Source organism: Streptomyces sp. NPDC031340 (assembly GCF_055569945.1).
In genome coordinates this window covers 18260-35052 of sequence record NZ_JBVIIE010000047.1, presented here as the reverse complement: position 1 = coordinate 35052, position 16793 = coordinate 18260, and the positions used below count along the sequence as shown (strand labels likewise).

The 16793-nt window shown below is 75.1% G+C and carries 10 protein-coding genes and 2 pseudogenes; 7 read left to right on the top strand and 5 right to left on the bottom strand.

Annotation, left to right across the window (positions count from 1 at the left end; genetic code table 11):
• Window positions 1-174 precede the first annotated feature (174 nt).
• Window positions 175-2217: a TerD family protein gene (locus tag ACZ5GT_RS30070; protein WP_469032338.1), complete on the top strand. Its 2043-nt coding sequence runs from the start codon at window positions 175-177 to the stop codon at window positions 2215-2217.
• Between the two features lie 299 nt (window positions 2218-2516).
• On the opposite strand, the pseudogene ACZ5GT_RS30065 reads toward ACZ5GT_RS30070, so the two are convergent.
• Window positions 2517-3774: pseudogene (locus ACZ5GT_RS30065) on the bottom strand (PucR family transcriptional regulator).
• Here ACZ5GT_RS30065 and ACZ5GT_RS30060 point away from each other — a divergent pair.
• Window positions 3713-4153 (top strand): annotated as a pseudogene (locus ACZ5GT_RS30060) (FkbM family methyltransferase); the annotation flags it as partial. The pseudogenes ACZ5GT_RS30065 and ACZ5GT_RS30060 sit on opposite strands and share 62 nt — an antisense overlap.
• Entirely contained in the window at window positions 4119-4727 is a 609-nt protein-coding gene (locus ACZ5GT_RS30055; RefSeq protein ID WP_469032335.1) for a hypothetical protein, read from the top strand. The pseudogene ACZ5GT_RS30060 and the gene ACZ5GT_RS30055, both read left to right, overlap by 35 nt.
• A 15-nt stretch (window positions 4728-4742) precedes the next feature.
• Here ACZ5GT_RS30055 and ACZ5GT_RS30050 read toward each other — a convergent pair whose 3' ends face one another.
• Window positions 4743-5612, bottom strand: coding sequence for an ATP-grasp domain-containing protein (locus tag ACZ5GT_RS30050; protein WP_469032331.1), 870 nt, complete (start codon window positions 5610-5612; stop codon window positions 4743-4745).
• A gap of 135 nt (window positions 5613-5747) precedes the next feature.
• On the opposite strand from ACZ5GT_RS30050, the gene ACZ5GT_RS30045 reads away from it, so the two are divergent.
• The 3 genes from ACZ5GT_RS30045 to ACZ5GT_RS30035 all read left to right on the top strand — a co-directional run bounded on the left by ACZ5GT_RS30045 (window position 5748) and on the right by ACZ5GT_RS30035 (window position 9792).
• Window positions 5748-6881, top strand: a complete 1134-nt coding sequence (locus tag ACZ5GT_RS30045) for a MerR family transcriptional regulator (protein ID WP_469032329.1) — start codon at window positions 5748-5750, stop codon at window positions 6879-6881.
• 102 nt (window positions 6882-6983) lie between these two features.
• Window positions 6984-8438, top strand: a complete 1455-nt coding sequence (locus tag ACZ5GT_RS30040; protein WP_469032327.1) for an acyl-CoA synthetase — start codon at window positions 6984-6986, stop codon at window positions 8436-8438.
• On the top strand, window positions 8431-9792 hold the full coding sequence (locus ACZ5GT_RS30035; RefSeq protein WP_469032325.1) for a carboxyl transferase domain-containing protein: 1362 nt from the start codon (window positions 8431-8433) through the stop codon (window positions 9790-9792). Before ACZ5GT_RS30040 ends, ACZ5GT_RS30035 begins: the two co-directional genes overlap by 8 nt.
• A 147-nt stretch (window positions 9793-9939) precedes the next feature.
• Here ACZ5GT_RS30035 and ACZ5GT_RS30030 read toward each other — a convergent pair whose 3' ends face one another.
• Window positions 9940-13710, bottom strand: coding sequence for a S8 family serine peptidase (locus ACZ5GT_RS30030; RefSeq protein ID WP_469032323.1), 3771 nt, complete (start codon window positions 13708-13710; stop codon window positions 9940-9942).
• Window positions 13711-13975: 265 nt separating this feature from the next.
• Between ACZ5GT_RS30030 and ACZ5GT_RS30025 the strand changes: the two genes are divergently transcribed.
• Entirely contained in the window at window positions 13976-15013 is a 1038-nt protein-coding gene (locus ACZ5GT_RS30025) for a rod shape-determining protein (protein WP_469032320.1), read from the top strand.
• 160 nt (window positions 15014-15173) lie between these two features.
• On the opposite strand, the gene ACZ5GT_RS30020 is transcribed toward ACZ5GT_RS30025, so the two are convergent.
• Window positions 15174-16124, bottom strand: a complete 951-nt coding sequence (locus tag ACZ5GT_RS30020; RefSeq protein WP_469032316.1) for an anti-sigma factor RsbA family regulatory protein — start codon at window positions 16122-16124, stop codon at window positions 15174-15176.
• Entirely contained in the window at window positions 16121-16390 is a 270-nt protein-coding gene (locus ACZ5GT_RS30015) for an STAS domain-containing protein (protein WP_469032314.1), read from the bottom strand. Before ACZ5GT_RS30015 ends, ACZ5GT_RS30020 begins: the two co-directional genes overlap by 4 nt.
• Between the last annotated feature and the right edge of the window lie 403 nt (window positions 16391-16793).

Genomic DNA, 16793 nt, shown 5'->3' with positions numbered 1-16793 from the left:
TGGGCGTCTGTGTTCGAAATTTCAACAGACGATCGGCATGACGAACACAGGCTAGTCAAAGTCCCTTTGACCAGGCAATGGTGCTGCACGGACCACCTCCTTCCGCCCGGTGGGCCATACTGTCTGCCCTGTGCGCCGCGTGACATTGCGCGCACGGTCAGTTGGGGGGGGTTCATGCAGGAAATGATCAAGGGCTCGAACGTGTCTCTGGCGGCCCTGAGCGACAACGCCCATTCGGTGATCGTCGGGCTGGGCTGGGCCAGCCCGAGCGGTGAGGGCGACGCCGACGTGTCCGTGCTGCTGCTGGACGCGAACGGCAAGGTCCGCAGCGACGCCGACTTCTGCTTCTACAACAACCCGGTCGCGGCCGACGGGTGTGCGCAACTGCTCGGCAAGTCGCCCACGGAGGACGGCGACGAGGACCGGATCAGCTTCGACCTGACCGCGGTGCCGCCGGACGTCGACCGGATGGTGGTGGCGGCGAGCCGGTACGGGCAGGCCCGCTTCGCCGAGCTGGAGGACCTGCGGGTGACGCTGGCCGACGCGGCGGGCGAGCAGCTCCTCCGGTTCGGCATCGACGATCCGGGCCCGGTCAGCGCGATCATCTTCGGCGAGCTGTACCGGCGCGGCGGAGAGTGGAAGTTCCGCGCCGTCGGGCAGGGCTACGACTCCGGGCTGGCCGGTCTGGCGACGGACTTCGGCGTCGACATCGACGACGACGCCGGCGAGGCGGAGACGGTGGACGCGGTGGGCGCGGTGGAGCCCGCGGACGAGGGCGGCAGCGAGCAGACCGTGCCCGCCGAGCCGCACCCGCAGCCGGCACTCGACAGCGTGCCCTCGCCCCGCCCGCCCGTCGAGGCCGAGACACCGAGGAAGCCGGCTTCCCGGCCCCGTACCGCGAAGAAGAAGGTCACCCTGCCCAAGGTGGCCAAGAAGTCGCTGGCGGAGAACGAGTCCTGGAAGGAGGCCAGGCTCTTCCCCGTCTCGGTGCTCAAGAGCGACCGGGACCGCGAGATGCGTGCCACCTCGGTCCTGCTGTCGGTGATGGCGCAGGTGCCCGAGTTCGGCAGGAGGCTCATCGCCGCGTTCGGAGCGCCGGCGGGTCGCATGGAGACGTTCACCGAGGTCTCCCTGCCGCACGGCGACACGCCCCGGCGTCCCGACGGCGTGATCCGCGTCGAGCGCGCCGGGAAGCTGTGGACGGCACTGGTCGAGACCAAGACCAACGGCAACCCCCTCAAGTCCGAGCAGGTGCAGGCGTACATGGACATCGCCGCCCGCCGTGGCTACGAGGCCGTGATCACCTTGTCGAACGATGTCGCCCTGGAGGGCAGCCCGCTCGTCGACGTCAAGATCGACGGGCGGCGTAAGCACAAGGCCGCCCTGTGGCACCTGTCGTGGGCCGAAGTCGCTCACCAGGCGCAGATGCTGATCCGGCACGAGGGTGTGGGGAACGCGGCCCACGCATGGCTGCTGCAGGAGCTCCTGCACTACCTGCAGCACGACAACTCAGGCTGCCACGGCTTCCAGAACATGGGCGCGGCGTGGGTGCCCGTGCGCAACGGGATCGACGACGAGACCCTGTGCCAGGGCGACCCACGTGCGCTGGAGGTCGTGGAGAGCTGGGAACGGCTCATCCGCCAGGTGTGCCTCAGGCTGGGCGGCGAGCTCGGGCAGAAGGTCCTGCCCGCCCAACGCTCCAGGCGAGGCACGGATCCGGGGGCGCGCCGGGCACAGCTGGCCGAGCAGCTCTGCGTCGACGGCAGACTCCAGGCGGAGCTGCGCGTCGAGGGCGCCCCGGGACTGCTCGCGGTCACCGCCGACCTGCGCACCGGCAGACTGCGCACGTCGGTGGAGATTCCGGCTCCGGATCAGGGATACCCGCTGAGCTGGGCCAAGCGGCTGGTCCGCCGCCTGGAGGAGGCACCGGCGGACCTTCACGTCGAGACGCTGGTCGAAGGCGAGACGGGCGGCCCCCGGGGCACCCTGGAGCGTCTCCGTCCCGAGCCGGCCGACCTGCTCCCGAAGAACGGCGCCACGCGGATCACCGGATTCCGTCTCTCCTTGTTCAAGAGCATGGGGAGCGGCCGGGGCAACGCCGAGACGGGCTTCATCCGCAGCGTCGACGACGCCGTGCAGCGGTTCTACACATCGGTGGTGGTCCACGTCGACGGAACGACGCCCCGGCGGGCCTCCGCGAAGGAGCGCACGGGGTGAGTGCGGCCCCGGGTGAGTGGCGGCCCCGGTCGGTGTCGCACTCACCCGGCGGTTGATGCGCGTTCGCGGGTATCGGTGAATGTCCTGTGCCGGTAGAAGGAGCAGGCCTTGCTGAGCGGGAGCGCTGTCGCCGCTGTCCCGGTCCATGTCCTGCGTCCGGCTGGCCCGGCCCCCTCGTTGATCACGGGTTCGATCATCACACCGCGCGAGCCGGGAGGTCACCTCACGGCCAGGGTCGAGAGCACCTGCTGACCGGTGCCGCGACCTGACGGGTGCCGCCCGCGCCGCCGGCGCGCCCGTCACCGCCGGGCCGGGGTGCCCAGTCGGCCGCGGAGTCTTCGGGCTCGTAGTACCAGTTCCAGTTCGAAGCGGCGGTCCGGGTCGTCGATCTCGTCGCCCCACAGTTCGCGGATCTGGCGCAGGCGGTAGCGGACGGTCTGGGGGTGGACGCCGAGGCGGGCGGCGACCTCCGGGGCGCGGGTCTCCAGCCAGGCCAGCAGGGTCTCCGCGAGGCGCCGGCCGTGGGTCGGGCCGCAGTGGGCGAGCGGGGCCAGGCAGCGCAGGGCCAGGTCGTCGATCAGTTCCTCCGGCTGCAGCAGCAGCAGCGCCTCGGTGTGCTCGGTGCAGTGCAGGACGTCGCCGGCCGGCAGCAGACCGCGTTCCATCAGGTGGACGGCCGCCTCGGCCCACCGCAGCGACTTCGCCGCCTCGGCCGGCGGTACGGGCGGACCGATCGCGCCGGACCAGCCGGTCAGCGCCCGGTGCAGCAGTTCGGAGCGGCCGGCGGCGTCCGGTTCTGGGACGACCATGCGGGGCTGCTCGTACTCCATGTCGAGCAGGACCTCCTGGCCGACGGCGGGCGCCACCGCCTCCGGCGCCGGGCGCCGCAGCACGCCCACGGCGACCTTGTGCGGCAGCGGCCAGCCGACCCGGGCGGCGCGTTCGGCGAGCGCGTCGGCGGGGTCGCCGCGGTGGCGTTCGGCCAGCAGCAGTTCCATCAGGCGGCGTTGGAGGCGGAGCCGTTCCCCGGCCTGCCGGGCCGCCGCCTCGGCGTAGCCGCGGACGGACTGGTCGACCAGGCCGTCGAGGTACTCGTAGCCGGCGTCGACGAGTTCGTACATCGCGGGCGGCGGGATGTCGACGCGCTGGCCGATGTCGGCGAAGCGGCGCCAGGCCAGGCGCACGCCCAGGCGGTAGATCGCCTGGAGCGCGTCCAGCGAGCGGCCGTGCAGGCCCTCAACCCCGGCCGAACTCCTGGAAGACGCCGGGCGGTACGGTCGGGCGGCCCTCCGAGGTCTCCAGGTGCTGGACGAAGACCTCGATGGCGCGGCGGATGCCGACCAGCGCCATCGGCTCGCCCGACTCGTCCGGGACGACGGGCAGGTGCGGATACTCGCGCCGGATCTCGTGCATGATCTCCTCGGCGAGCGCGGGCGCCTCGGCCATGGCGGTCGCGGCGAACCGGCGCACCTGATGGCGCGGGACGTCGTGCCAGGCCGAGGACGTCCGCTGCGTCACCCTCGACGGCCTCGGGCTGGCGGGCGTCGGGTTCGTCAAGATCGACGTGGACGGCAGCGAACTCGCCGTGCTGCGCGGGGCGAGGGGCGTCCTCATCCGCGACCGGCCCGCCCTGTTCGTCGAGCTGGAGTCCCGCATCCAGCCGGTCGCCCCGGTGGTGAACCACCTGTCGCTGCTGGGCTACCAGGGCTGGGTGCTGCCCGGCGACACCTGGGTGCCACTGGCGTCGTTCCCGCTGGAGGCGCACCAGGCGGGGGCCGCGCACGTCGTCGCGCAGGGCCTGCTGGGCCGCGTACTGCCGTTCCGCAGGCACCAGCGGTACGTCAACTCGGTCCTGTTCCTGCCGGACGGCCGCCGTCCCGGCGGACCCGCCGTGGGCCACCATGGTGCGCATGCCGTCCGCGAAACGCCCCGCTAGCCCCGTCACCCCGCTCACCCCGCTGGACTTCCAGCTGGTCCTGCTGCGCCGCATGGCCGACCACAACCCAGGCCCGGTGGAGGACGCCCGCCGTGCGCTGGGCGCGTCGGTCGCCGACATGCGGGAGGCCAACAGGCGCTGGCAGGCCATGCTGCACTCGCCACGCGCGCGCGGCGCCGCCGCCCGGTACCGCGCCGTCCTCGGCGAGCCCGAGGCGACCCTCACCCGCAAGGTCGGCGAACTGGACTGCGAGGCCCGGCTGTGGCCGGTCCCGCTCTGGCCCGACCTGCGCTTCGAGGTCCTGCTCGCCCCGGACGGCACGGTGTGGAACGAGTGGCTGATCCGCGCCCCGGGAGCCGCGGGCCCCGACCTGCGGACCCTCGACGACCTCACCCCCTGGTCCTGCACGGTCGACGAGGCGGCCCGCGCCTTCGCCCCCGCCCGCCCCCTCCAGGGCACCGCCCCCACCCGCTGGGGCCTGGCCTTCACGGCCCCGGACGCGCGCGGGGTGCGGCGGGAGGTCGTCGCCGAGTTCACCTGGGGGCTGCTCCAGCGGACGGCCGTCACCGGCTGAACCGGGCGCCCCCGGCTACCGCGCGGCCGCCAGGATCGCGTCCCGGACGGCCGCCGTCGAACCGGGGTGCAGGAACAGGAACAGGTTCGGCTCGACCAGTTCCAGCTCCATCACCCTGGGCTCCCCGTCGTCCCCGTCGACGAGGTCCACCCGCGCGTACAGCACCTCGGCCGCGTCCGGTACGGCGGCCAGGGCGCGCTCGGCGACGGCGACCTCGGCCGGCGTCGGTGTCCACGGCTCCAGGCCGGGGTGGGGCACCTTGTCGGCGTCGTAGGCGGTGCCGGGGGCCAGCACGGCGCGCTTGCGGCTGGCGTGCAGGAGCCGGCCGCCGAAGAACTGCAGGGCCCGCTCGCCGCCGGCGTCTATGCCGCGCATGTACGGCTGCACCATCGCCGTGAAGCCCTCGCCGTGCAGGTGCGCGAGGTGCCGTACGGCCGTGTCGTGGTCGTCGGGCGTGTAGCGGGCGGCGTAGCGGGCGCCCGCGCCGGAGGTGGGCTTGACGACGTACTCGTGGCCCTCCGGCAGGCCGGGGGCGTCGCCCGGGGCGAGGTAGCGGGTGGGCACGACGGGCACACCGGCCGCCGCGAGGTCGCCCAGGTACCGCTTGTCGGTGTTCCAGCGCACGACGTCGGCCGGGTTGGCGAGCCGCGTGGCCTCGGCGCACCGGTCCGCCCACGCCGTGAACTCGGCGGCCCGCCAGCTGTAGTCCCAGGTGGAGCGGATGACGGCGAGGTCGTACGCGGCCCAGTCGACGGACGCGTCGTCCCAGAACACGGCGTCCGCGCCGGCGCCGGCCTCGCGCAGCGCGCCCACCAGCACGGGCAGGTCCCGGTCCCGGCTGGTCTCCGGCCCGGGGTCGTAGGTGACGAGGGCGACTCGGGGCACGGCGGGTCTCCGTTCTGGCTGCGACGCGGTCCGCCCGAGGCTAACCAGCACACCGGCAACCGGGCCAACCCGTTTGACCCTCCCCCTCGGGGAAGCCCCAGCATCGGTGACGGGAGACGGGAGGGACTCACAGGGATGCACAGCGAGATGCTGACGATCGGCGCGTTCGCCAAGGCGTGCCGGCTGTCCCCCAAGGCACTGCGGCTCTACGACGAACTGGACCTGCTGCGTCCGGCGCGCGTCGACCCGTACACCGGCTACCGCTACTACGCGGCCGGGCAGTTGGAGCGGGCGCGGCTGGTGGCGTGGCTGCGGCGGATCGGGATGCCGCTGGCCCGGATCCGCGAGGTGTGCGACCTGTGCTCCCGCGATCCGGCGGCCGCGGGCCGCGAGATCCGCGCCTACTGGGCGGGGGTCGAGAGGGAGACGGCGGTGCGGCGGGACCTGGCCGCGTTCCTGGTCGACCACCTGGCAGGGCGTGCCGGGTCTTCCGAGCCACCGTCATCACAGTCATCACAGTCATCACAGCCACGACAGTCACCGCAGTCCGGAAAGGACACCACCATGCTGGAACTCCGCTATTCCGCCCACTCGGACCTCGGCCGGGTCCGCCCCGCCAACCAGGACACCGCGTACGCCGGCGCGCGGCTGCTCGCGGTCGCCGACGGGTACGGCCCGGCGGGCGCGCCCGCCAGCGGCGCGGCGGTCGAGGCGCTGCGCTTCCTGGACACGCGGGAGCTGCCGGCGGGCAACGTCCTCGGTGTGCTGGAGGACGCCGTCCGGGAGGCGACCGAGGCGGTGCGGGACGCGGCGGACGGCACCGGCGACACCGGCACCACCCTCACCGCCCTGCTCCTGACCGGCTCCCGCCTCGCCCTGGTGCACATCGGCGACTCCCGCGCCTACCTGCTGCGCGACGGCGCGCTCTTCCGCGTCACCCACGACCACACGGTGGTGCAGTCGATGATCGACGAGGGGCGGCTGACTCCGGAGGAGGCCGCGGCCCACCCCCAGCGGGCGCTGCTCCTGAAGGCCCTGACGACCGGCACCCCGGACCTGAAACTGCGGGACGCGGCGCCCGGCGACCGGTATCTGCTCTGCTCCGACGGTCTCACGGCCGTCGTCCCCGACGCCCGCATACGCGGCCTCCTCGCCTCGTCCCCGGCGCCCGACACCGCCGTACGGGCTCTGGTCGACGCGGCGAACGGCGCGGGCGGTCCGGACAACGTGAGCTGTGTGGTGGCGGATGTGGTGGAGACGGCAGCCTGAGGGGCGCTGCGCCGGGGTAGTGCGCCTGGTAGGAACGTGGTGGTGTTCCGATCCCCGACGGCCCTCACGAGCCCTACGCCCCGACGACAAGGAGTGCGCCGCGTGTCCTCTCTCTTCCCCGCCCTGACCGGCGGACCGGCCGAGCGCCCCGCCCTGGGCTTCGGTGAGCGGTTCCTGACGTACGCCGGGCTGGCCGACGCGGCCGGCGCCCTGGCGGCGCGGCTCCCGCGCGGCGGGCGGGTCGCCGTCTGGGCGACGCCGGTGCTGGAGACCGCCGTGGCCGTCGTGGCGGTGCTGGAGGCCGGGGCGGCCGCCGTGCCGCTGAACCCGAAGTCGGGGGAGAAGGAACTCGGACACATCCTGTCCGACAGCGCGCCGGAGCTGGTGCTGGCCGCGCCGGGCGACGAACTCCCGCCGCCGCTGCGGGGCTTGACCCGCGTCGACGTCGACGTGGACGCGCGGGGCGCCGGGCCCGCCGAGGCCACCGGGGATGTCGACGCGGAGGACCCGGCGCTGATCGTCTACACCTCCGGCACCACCGGCCCGCCCAAGGGCGCCGTCATCCCCCGCCGCGCGCTCGCCACCACCCTGGACGCGCTGGCCGACGCCTGGCAGTGGACCGGCGACGACGTGCTGGTGCACGGGCTGCCGCTGTTCCACGTGCACGGGCTGGTGCTGGGCGCCCTGGGCCCGCTCAGGCGCGGCGGCAGCGTGCGGCACCTGGGCCGGTTCAGCCCGGAGGGCGTGGCGCGGGAGCTGAACGACGGCGCGACCATGCTGTTCGGGGTGCCGACGATGTACCACCGCATCGCGCAGGCCCTGCCCGGTGACCCGGAGCTGGTCAAGGCGCTCGGCGGGGCGCGGCTGCTGGTCTCCGGCTCCGCCGCGCTGCCGGTGCACGACCACGAGCGGATCGCCGCCGCGACCGGACGGCGGGTCATCGAGCGGTACGGCATGACGGAGACGCTGATGAACACCAGCGTCCGCGCCGACGGCGAGCCGCGGGCCGGCACGGTGGGCGTGCCGCTGCCGGGCGTGGAGCTGAGGCTGGTGGAGGAGGACGGGTCGGTCATCGCGTCGCCGGACGGGGAGACCGTGGGCGAGATCCAGGTGCGCGGGCCGAACCTGTTCACCGGGTACCTCAACCGGCCGGACGCCACCGAGGCCGCGTTCACCGCGGACGGCTGGTTCCGCACCGGCGACATGGCGGTGCGGGATCCCGACGGGTACGTGCGCATCGTCGGCCGCAAGGCCACCGACCTGATCAAGAGCGGGGGTTACAAGATCGGGGCGGGTGAGATCGAGAACGCGCTGCTGGAGCACCCGGGGGTGCGGGAGGCCGCGGTGACCGGTGAGCCGGACCCCGATCTGGGCGAGCGGATCGTGGCGTGGGTCGTCCCGGCGGACCCGCAGTCGCCGCCGGGGGCGGAGGAGCTGGCCGATCACGTGGCCCGGCGTCTCGCCCCGCACAAGCGGCCCCGGGTGGTGCACCATCTCGCCGCCCTGCCCCGCAACGACATGGGGAAGATCATGAAGCGGTCGCTGTCCCGTGACTGAGCGGCACTCCGCGCGCGAGATCCTCGCCCTCGTCACCGACGACACCGGCTTCACCGAACTCCCGTACCCGGCACGGCGGTCGGGGCCCGACGGCCCGCTCGCCTGGCAGGGCTACGACGCCTCCCGCGCCCGCGCCGCCGAGCGCACCGGCGAGCAGGAGTCCGTGGTGTGCGGCACGGCGAGCGTCGTCGGCACGCGGGCCGTGCTGATCGCGTTCGAGTTCGGCTACCTCGGCGGCTCGCTCGGCGAGCGCACCGGCGACCGGCTGACGGCCGCGTACGCCTACGCACGCGAACACCGGCTGCCGGTCGTGCCGTTGGTCGCCACCGGGGGCAGCCGGATGCAGGAGGGCATGCTCGCGCTCACCCAACTGCAGCGGGTGGCCCGGCAGTCGGCGCTGACCGGGCAGGCCGGGCTGGCGCAGATCGCGGTGGTGCGCGACCCGACGACGGGCGGCGGCTGGGCCACGCTCGGCGCGGGCGCCGACGTCGTCCTCGCGCTGCCCGGCGCCCAGGTCGGCTTCGCGGGCTCCCGGGTGCGGCCCGCGGACGCCGACCCGGCGGCGTACACGGCCGAGGCGCAGCTCGCGGCGGGCGCGGCCGACGCGCTGGTGCGGCCCGGGGAACTGCGGGAGACGCTGGGACTGTGGCTGCGGCTGCTGACGTCACCGGCGCCGCGGGCCCCCGTGCCGCCCGCCCTCGGCGCGGGTGACCTGCCCGCCACCGGCTGGGAGGCCGTGCGGCGCGCCCGCTCCCCGCGACGCCCGCGCGCCGAGGCGTACCTGGACGCGTACTTCACGCGGCGGGCGGCGATCAGCGGCGACCGCTGCGGCGGCACCGACGCGGGCATGCTGTGCGGTTTCGGCGAGCACGAGGGCCGTACGGTCGCCTACGCCGCCCAGACCGGCACCGCGACCCGGCCCGCCGGCTACCGCACCGCCGCCCGGCTGATCCGTCTCGCGGACCGGCTCGGGATACCGGTGCTGACCCTGGTGGACACGCCGGGCGCGGCGAACGACGCCCGGGCGGAGCGGGAGGGCGCGGGCGCGGCGATCGCGGACCTGTTCGGCGCGGTGGCGGCCGCCCGCACGCCGGTGACCACGCTGGTGATCGGCGAGGGCGGCTCCGGCGGGGCGCTGGCGCTGGCCGCGCCGGGCAACACGTATGCCACGCCGGAGAGTTACTTCTCCGTCATCGCGCCGGAGTCGGCCGCCGCGATCCTGAAACGGCCGCCCGACCGGGCGGAGCAGACGGCGGACCAGCTCCGCATCCGGCCCCAGGACCTGGTGGAGCTGGGAGTCATCCGGGGCGTCTCCCGCCCGCGGGAGGGAACCGACGCCCCCGGGACCGAGTGACCGCCGCTCCTGCGACGGGCGCCGCTGTCGACCGCCGCACCTGCGACCGCCGCTCAGGTGACCGCCCGGGTCCCGCGCGGGCGGAGCCACCCGCCCGGGGCGCCGGCCCCCCGTGCCGGGGAGGCGGCGCCGCCCGCGCCGTACGGCCTACCTCACCCCGGTCGCCCTGATGACCTGCTGGGTCACCGAGCCGCCCCGGTCGTCGCTCGCCGAGGCCCGCAGCGACACATGGGCGGCGCCGCGCGGCACGCTCAGCGCGCCCCGCCAGGAGGTCCCGGACCGCTTCAGGGCGACCGTCCGCCAGGTCCGCCCGTCGTCGTACGACACCTCGAGCCGCCCGCCGCCGATGGTCCCGGTGTCCCGCGCGCCCGCCACGTACCGGGCGGAGATCCCGACCGGCACCCGTCCGCCGCCCGGCACGTCGCCCGCGAGGTCGGTGCGGACGTCGAAGGCGAGGTTGATCAGGGGGAGGGTGACCGGGCCGTCGCCGGGCGGGGCCGCGGACCTGAAGGTCCACTCGGAGCGGCCCTCGGTGGCCCGTCCCCAGCGGCCGGCGTCGAGGGCGGTGCCGGTGACGACCCGGTAGGTGTGCTCGTCGGCGGGCGCGTCGGTCACATACGCGCCCGAGCCCCGGTGCCGGTCGGCCGGTACGCCGTCCGGGCCGGCCTCCGTCCACTGCGACATGCCGGATTCGTCGCTCCACACGTCGCCGAAGCCGGTGTGGTCGGGCCCGGAGTCGCCCCAGCCGGGGAGGTCGAAGGTCAGCCGTCCGCCGGTGCGCTGCGGCCCCGGGCCGGTCGCACTGCCCAGCCAGGGGTGCCACACGGGCCCGAACCAGTCGAGCGTGCGGTGCGACCCGCCGCGGTGGGCGACGAGCCCGCCGCGTTCCTCCAGCGCCCCGTCGCCGGCCGTGGCGGACTCCTGCCACAGCTGGCCGGGCCCGGTCGACACGTAGTCGGTCCGCTCGGCGGGCAGGTCGATCCGCTCCTGGAAGCCGAGCCCGACCGGGAACGTGCCGGTGACCGAGTACCGGAACTCGCCGCCGCTCATGGGCGTGGCCGCGTGGAACCTCGTGCGCAGCACGGCGAGGTCGCGCGCGCCCGGCCGGTAGGTGAGGTCGCCGTCCGGGATCCGCTGTGCGTGCCCCTGCGAGAGGTCGTACACGTACGGGGTGTCTCGGGTGCCCGTCATCTCGACGCGGCCCGCCGCGCGCAGCCGGGCCGCGTCGGCGAGACCGACGGTGGCGATCTGCAGCGGCCGGTCGGTGTTGTCGTCGGCGCCCCACCAGGTCTGCAGCCGGCCGGGGGCGTCGTCCGTCACGAACAGCGCTCTGACGCCCGCGTCCTGCGCGGCCTGCGCGAGGGCGGCCGGGTCGGCGCCGTCGGCCAGGTGCGCCAGCGCCGCGTTGCCGCGCACGCCGGTGAAGGGGCCGTCGCCGACGTCGGTCAGGGGGAGCGTGCTGCGCCCCTCGATGAGGGTGCCGCCGGGCTGGACGACGGCGTCGTCGACGCCCGTCACCTCCAGCTGCGGCTTGCCGAGCCGCCACACCGTCCGGTATTCGAAGGTGCCCCGGGTGACCTCCCCGGTGGGCGCGGCGAAGACGCTGTCGTAGGTGACGGGGACCATGACGGACCCGGACAGGTCGACGCCGTCGGCGGCGCGGTCGTACTCCATGACGAGTTGCCGGGTCTCGGTGCGCCGGGGCACCTCGGCCCTGATCTCGCGCAGCCGGCGCCCGTCGAGGGTGACCTCGCGGTCCCGGTCGACGGCGACCTCCGGCGCGGCGAGGAAGCCGAGCCCGAGCGAGTCGGCGCCGTGGGCGCCGCGCACGTCGAGAAACGACGTCAGGCTGTACGTGCCCGGCTTCAGGCGCAGGCGGAGGGTGCCGGTGCCGTCGGCGTGCTCCTGGCGGGCTTCGGCGCCCTGCGCGAGCGGCTGCACGGTCACGTCGGCGGGGGTGGCGGCGCCGTCGCGGTCCCTGACGTGGACGGTGAGCGTGTACCGCTCGTCCTCCTTGACCATCCCGAACACGGTGTGCGCGACGGGGGTCCCGGCGGCGGAGGCGACGATCTGCCCGCTGGTCTCGCCGACCGGCGCCCTGGAGACGTCCCCGGTCACGGTCGTGGCGGCGGTGCCGTGCGCGGGCACGGTCAGGGCGGTGTCGGCGAGCCGGGCGACGCCGTCCGGGGCGCCCTGTGCGGCGAGGGTCAACCGGACGTCGTGGCCGGAGGTGTTGGTGTAGGTGAGGGTCCGGGTGACCGGCTCGTCGGCGTCGTAGGGCCAGCGCCGGAAACCGAGGTCGGCGCTCGCGGTGGCGGTGATGTCCGCGGTGACCGCGTCCGGCACGCTCACCCTGCCCGCGCCCGACCGGTAGGCGTCGGCGTCGAGCGTCCGGGAGGTCGACATCAGCGCGTCCTTGAGCTGGACGCCGGTCCAGTCGGGGTGGTCCTCGGCGAGCAGGGCGGCCGCGCCGGCGACGTGCGGCACCGCCATCGACGTACCGCTCATGGCGGTGTACCAGCCGCTGCCGCCGGTCAGGGAGGAGCGGGCGGCGAGGATGCCGACGCCGGGGGCGGACAGGTCGGGCTTGAGGGCGTTGTCGCCGTGGCGCGGCCCGGCGCTGGTGAACCAGGCCGGCCGGTCGGCCGCGTCGACCGCGCCGACGGTCAGGGCGGCGTCGGCGGCGCCGGGCGAGCCGATGGAGGAGGGCGCGCCGGTGTTGCCGGCGGCGACGACGAAGAGGGCCCCGGTCTCCCGGGCGAGGGTGTCCAGGGCCTGGGACATGGGATCGGTGCCGTCGCTCGGCTCGGTGGTGCCCAGGCTCATCGACACGATCCGGGCGTGCACGTCACGGGCGGCCCACTCCATGCCGGCGATGATCTGCGACTCGCTCCCCGACCCCTGGTCGCCGAGCACCTTGCCGACGGCGAGACGGGCCCCGGGTGCGACGCCCTTCTCCCTGCCGTCGGAGGCCGCCCCGCTGCCGCCGGCGGTCGACGCGACGTGCGTGCCGTGCCCGTAGCGGTCCGCGACGTCGTCCCCGCCGACGAAGCTCCTGCTGACGGAGATCCGCCCGGCCAGGTCGGGATGCCCGGCGTCGACCCCGCTGTCCAGCACGGCGACGGTGACGCCCTCGCCGGTCAGTCCGGCGTCCCAGGCGGCCCGCGTCCCGATCTGCGCGTTGCTCTCGGCCATGTCGGCCCGCACCCGCCCGTCGAGCCAGATGCCCTTGATGCCGTGGAGGTCTGGGAGTTGTTCGAGCTGCTTGACACCCTTGGCGTCGTCCTGCCGGGTGACGGACCGCCAGAACGTCCGCCCCTTCTCGGCCGCGACGGCCATGCCGCGCACGCTGCGGAGGGTCCGCGTCCGCTCGGCGCCGCGCGGGACCACGGCCCGCGTGCCCTTGTCCCAGGTCACGATCAGCGGCAGCTCGCCGGTGCCGCCGTCGGCGAGCCCCTGCCGTATCAGCCCGTCGACGTCGAACAGCCGCCGGTCGAGGCTGCCGGCCCGCAGATACGGCAGCGCCTCGTCCGGTACGACGGTGATCCGCCCGCCGGAGACCCGCGTCCGCACGGCGCCGACGGCACCCCGGGGCCGCGCGACGGTGACCGTCCGACGGCCGTTCCCGAGGTCGGTGACGGTCACCTTGTCGCCGGTCACCAGGGTCACGGTCCGGGACCCGGCACGGGTGCCCGGACGGGAGCCCGAGTCGGTGACCGGGTGGGTGCCCGGACGGGAGCCCGGGTCGGTGACCGGGTGGGTGCCCGGACGGGTGACCGGGTAGGCGTCTGCGTGACGGGCGGGTTGCTCGGGGGGCGGTGTGCCGGTCCGCCCGGCCGCCGGCGCCGTCGGCAGCAGGGCCAGCACGAGCCCGGCGGACAGCAGAGCCGCCGCGCGGCCGACTGGTCCTCTGCTCATCCACGCCTCTTCCGTCGCGCGTCATCTGGCTTGCGCCGCCGAGGAGTTGACCGGCGACGACGGAAAACGTCTGACATGCTCCCGCCAAGGACACCCACCCCGCAAGCACCCGCCCGCAAGCACCCACGCCGCGACAACCCCCCATTCAGCGGCGACCCGCCCGGCCCCCTACAAAAGGCGCCCGCTCCCCCGCCCGCCGCACGATGCCAGGGAGGAGCCCCGCCACCCGGCGGGACACGGTCTGCGCTCTCGGGAGGACCCTGCCATGACCGCCAGTCTGGAGCGGTTGCGCCGCTGCCACTTCGCCGTCGATCTGGGGGCGGCCCGGACCCGCGTCTACGTCAAGGGCGCCGGCCTCGTCGTCGACCAGCCGTCCGTCGCCGCCGTGAACACCCGCACCGGCGCGCTGATCGCGGTCGGCGAGTTCGCCGAGCAGATGACCGGCCGCACCCCGAACTACATCCGGGTCGTGCGCCCCGTGTCCGGCGGCACCGTCGTCGACATCGAGATGGCGCAGCGCATGCTGCGGCACCTGCTGGGCGACAAGATCCGCCGCGCGCTGCGCCGCAAGCCCCGGCTGCGGGCGGCGGCCTGCACCCCGTACGACGCCGACCCGCTCGCCCAGCGCGCGGCGATCGAGACGCTCGTCGGGCTCGGCGCCCGGCGCGTGGAACTCGTCGACACCCTCATCGCGGCCGCCGTGGGCTGCGGGCTGCCGGTGGAGCAGCCCGAGGCCACCATGGTCATGGTGTGCGGGGCGGCGGCCACCCAGGTGGCCGTGCTGTCCCTCGGCTCCATCGTGACGGCCGAGCGGATCCCGGTCGGCGGCGAGGCGGTCGACCACGCGATCGTGCAGCACCTGCGCCACCAGCACGAGCTCATGCTGCCCAGCCAGTCCGTACGGCCGCTGCAGCTCGCCCTGTCCGGCAACGGGCTCACCCCGCACGGCCCGACCTCCACCGAGATCCACGGGCGGGACGTCGCCACCGGCCTGGCCCGCTCGGTGCGGGTCGACACCGCCGCCGTACGCGACGCCATCCAGACCCCGCTGACGGCGGTGCTCGACGGCATCGGCAAGGTGCTGCGCGACTGCCCGCCCGACCTGGTCGCCGACCTGGCCGACCGCGGGATCATGATGGTCGGCGGGAGCGCGTTGCTGCCGGGGCTGGACCACATGCTGCGGCAGTTCACCGGGATCCCGGTGCACATCGCCGAGCGGCCGGACGTGTGCGCCGTGCAGGGGCTGGGCTACATGCTGGAGGGCAAGATCGAACCGCTGGTGCTCGACCCGCTGGCCGACTGAGACTTCCCGGACGCGGGGCCGGGCCGCCGGGCCACCGGACGCGAGGCCGGGCCCCCGGGCGTCCCCTCGGCCGTTCCTCGGCCGTTCCTCGGCCGTTCCTCGGCCGTTCCTCGGCCGGGCAGTCCCACGGCCGAGCCGTCCCCCGGCCGGGTCGCGCGGGTCAGCGGGCGAACCAGCAGCGCACGGCCGTACCGTGCGGGCCGGTGTGCACCCGGACCAGGTCGGCGACGAGGTTGACCATGAGCAGGCCGCGGCCGCCGCGCTGGTCGTGCGGTGCGGGTCGGCGTCCGGCGAGCGGATCGGTGAGGTGCCCCTCGTCCCGCACCTCGCACAGCACGTACCCGTCCGCGGCCCACACCCGCAGCGTGCCCGAGCCGCCGCCGTGCACCACGCTGTTGGTGGCCAGTTCGGCGATGACCAGCGCCAGGTCCGCCTGGCCAGCGCGGCCGAGGCCGAGCCGGGCGCCCTCGTCGGTGGCCCGGTGGCGCGCCTCGGAGAGCGACGGCGCATCGAAACGGAACAACGGCGGGCCCGGCGCGGGCGGCAGCGGCTCGTTGTAGCGGGCGACGACGGCGCCGGGGGCGTAGGCGGAGCTGACCCGCTGCCGTCCGGTGCCGGCGTGCAGCACGGTGGGGTGGGTGGCGTGCGCGTCGGCGACCACCTCCGGGGCCAGGTCCCGGGTGTCGTACGGGCACAGGACGGTCGCCGCGCGGCCCCGGAACGCCGCGTTGATCAGCGCCTCATGCTGGGCGCAGGCCGGGTACTCGTCGGCCGTGCGGCCCGCCCACACCGGCTCGCCGACGATCCGCACCGGCGTGTGGGGCGGCTGGGCGTCGGCGAAGGGCCGCAGCACGCCGGGGATGATCCGGCCGGGGTTGCGTCCGGCCTGCCGCATGTCCAGGAACCGTACGGCGCCCTCGGCGTCGGGGCCGTCGCCGAGGGCGTCCCGGATCAGCCGGAGGTTCTCGCCGGGCACGGCCACCGCGACCGGTTCACCGGCCTCCAGCGCGGCGTGGACGAAAGGCACGATGCACGCGAGGTACTCCCGCTCGTCGCCGTAGAAGAGGGCGTGATGCGCGAAGGAGTCGGGCGGTGCGGCTGCGGTGCTCATGGCGTCAGTACCTCGATCCCTGCGTGATCGGGCCAGAACAGGCCCAGCGTGCGGCGCAACGCGGCCGGCGGATGGTGCAGCACGAGACGCCGGCCGTCGCCCAGCCGCGCGGCGGCGGCCGCGAGCGCGTCGGCGCCCGCCACGTCGACGAAGGTCACCCCGGCCAGATCGAGGCGGTACACCCCCTCGCCCTCGGCCACGGCGCGTTCCAGCGCGGCCGCCCACAGGCTCCGGGTGGCCAGGCCCACCTCGCCCGTCAGACGCACACCTGTCCGCCCCGGTAACAGCGTCACCGACAGACCGGCCACCGGCCGGTCCGGCCCGAACCGTGTCCCGCGCCGACTGTCCACACCGCCTCCCACCGTCCGCGCCGCCGTCCGAGAGGGCCCGCTGTCACCCGGGTCGCGTTTCCGCGCTTCCGTCTCTCGCATTTCCCGGTTCCCGTAATGGGTACGGACACTCCCACTCCGGACACGCGCACACCCGGCACGAAGGCGCCGTTCACCCGAACGGCCTCTTGCGCCGCGCGCCGGGCACGGCGCAGCCTCCCTCGTGGTGGCCGGCCCCACGGTGGCCGGCCCCACGGTGGCCGGACTCGTCATGCACGACGTGTCCGGCCCGACCCGTCCGGGCCGGGGGTACACCCGCCGGTTCGCCGCCTGCCGGGGG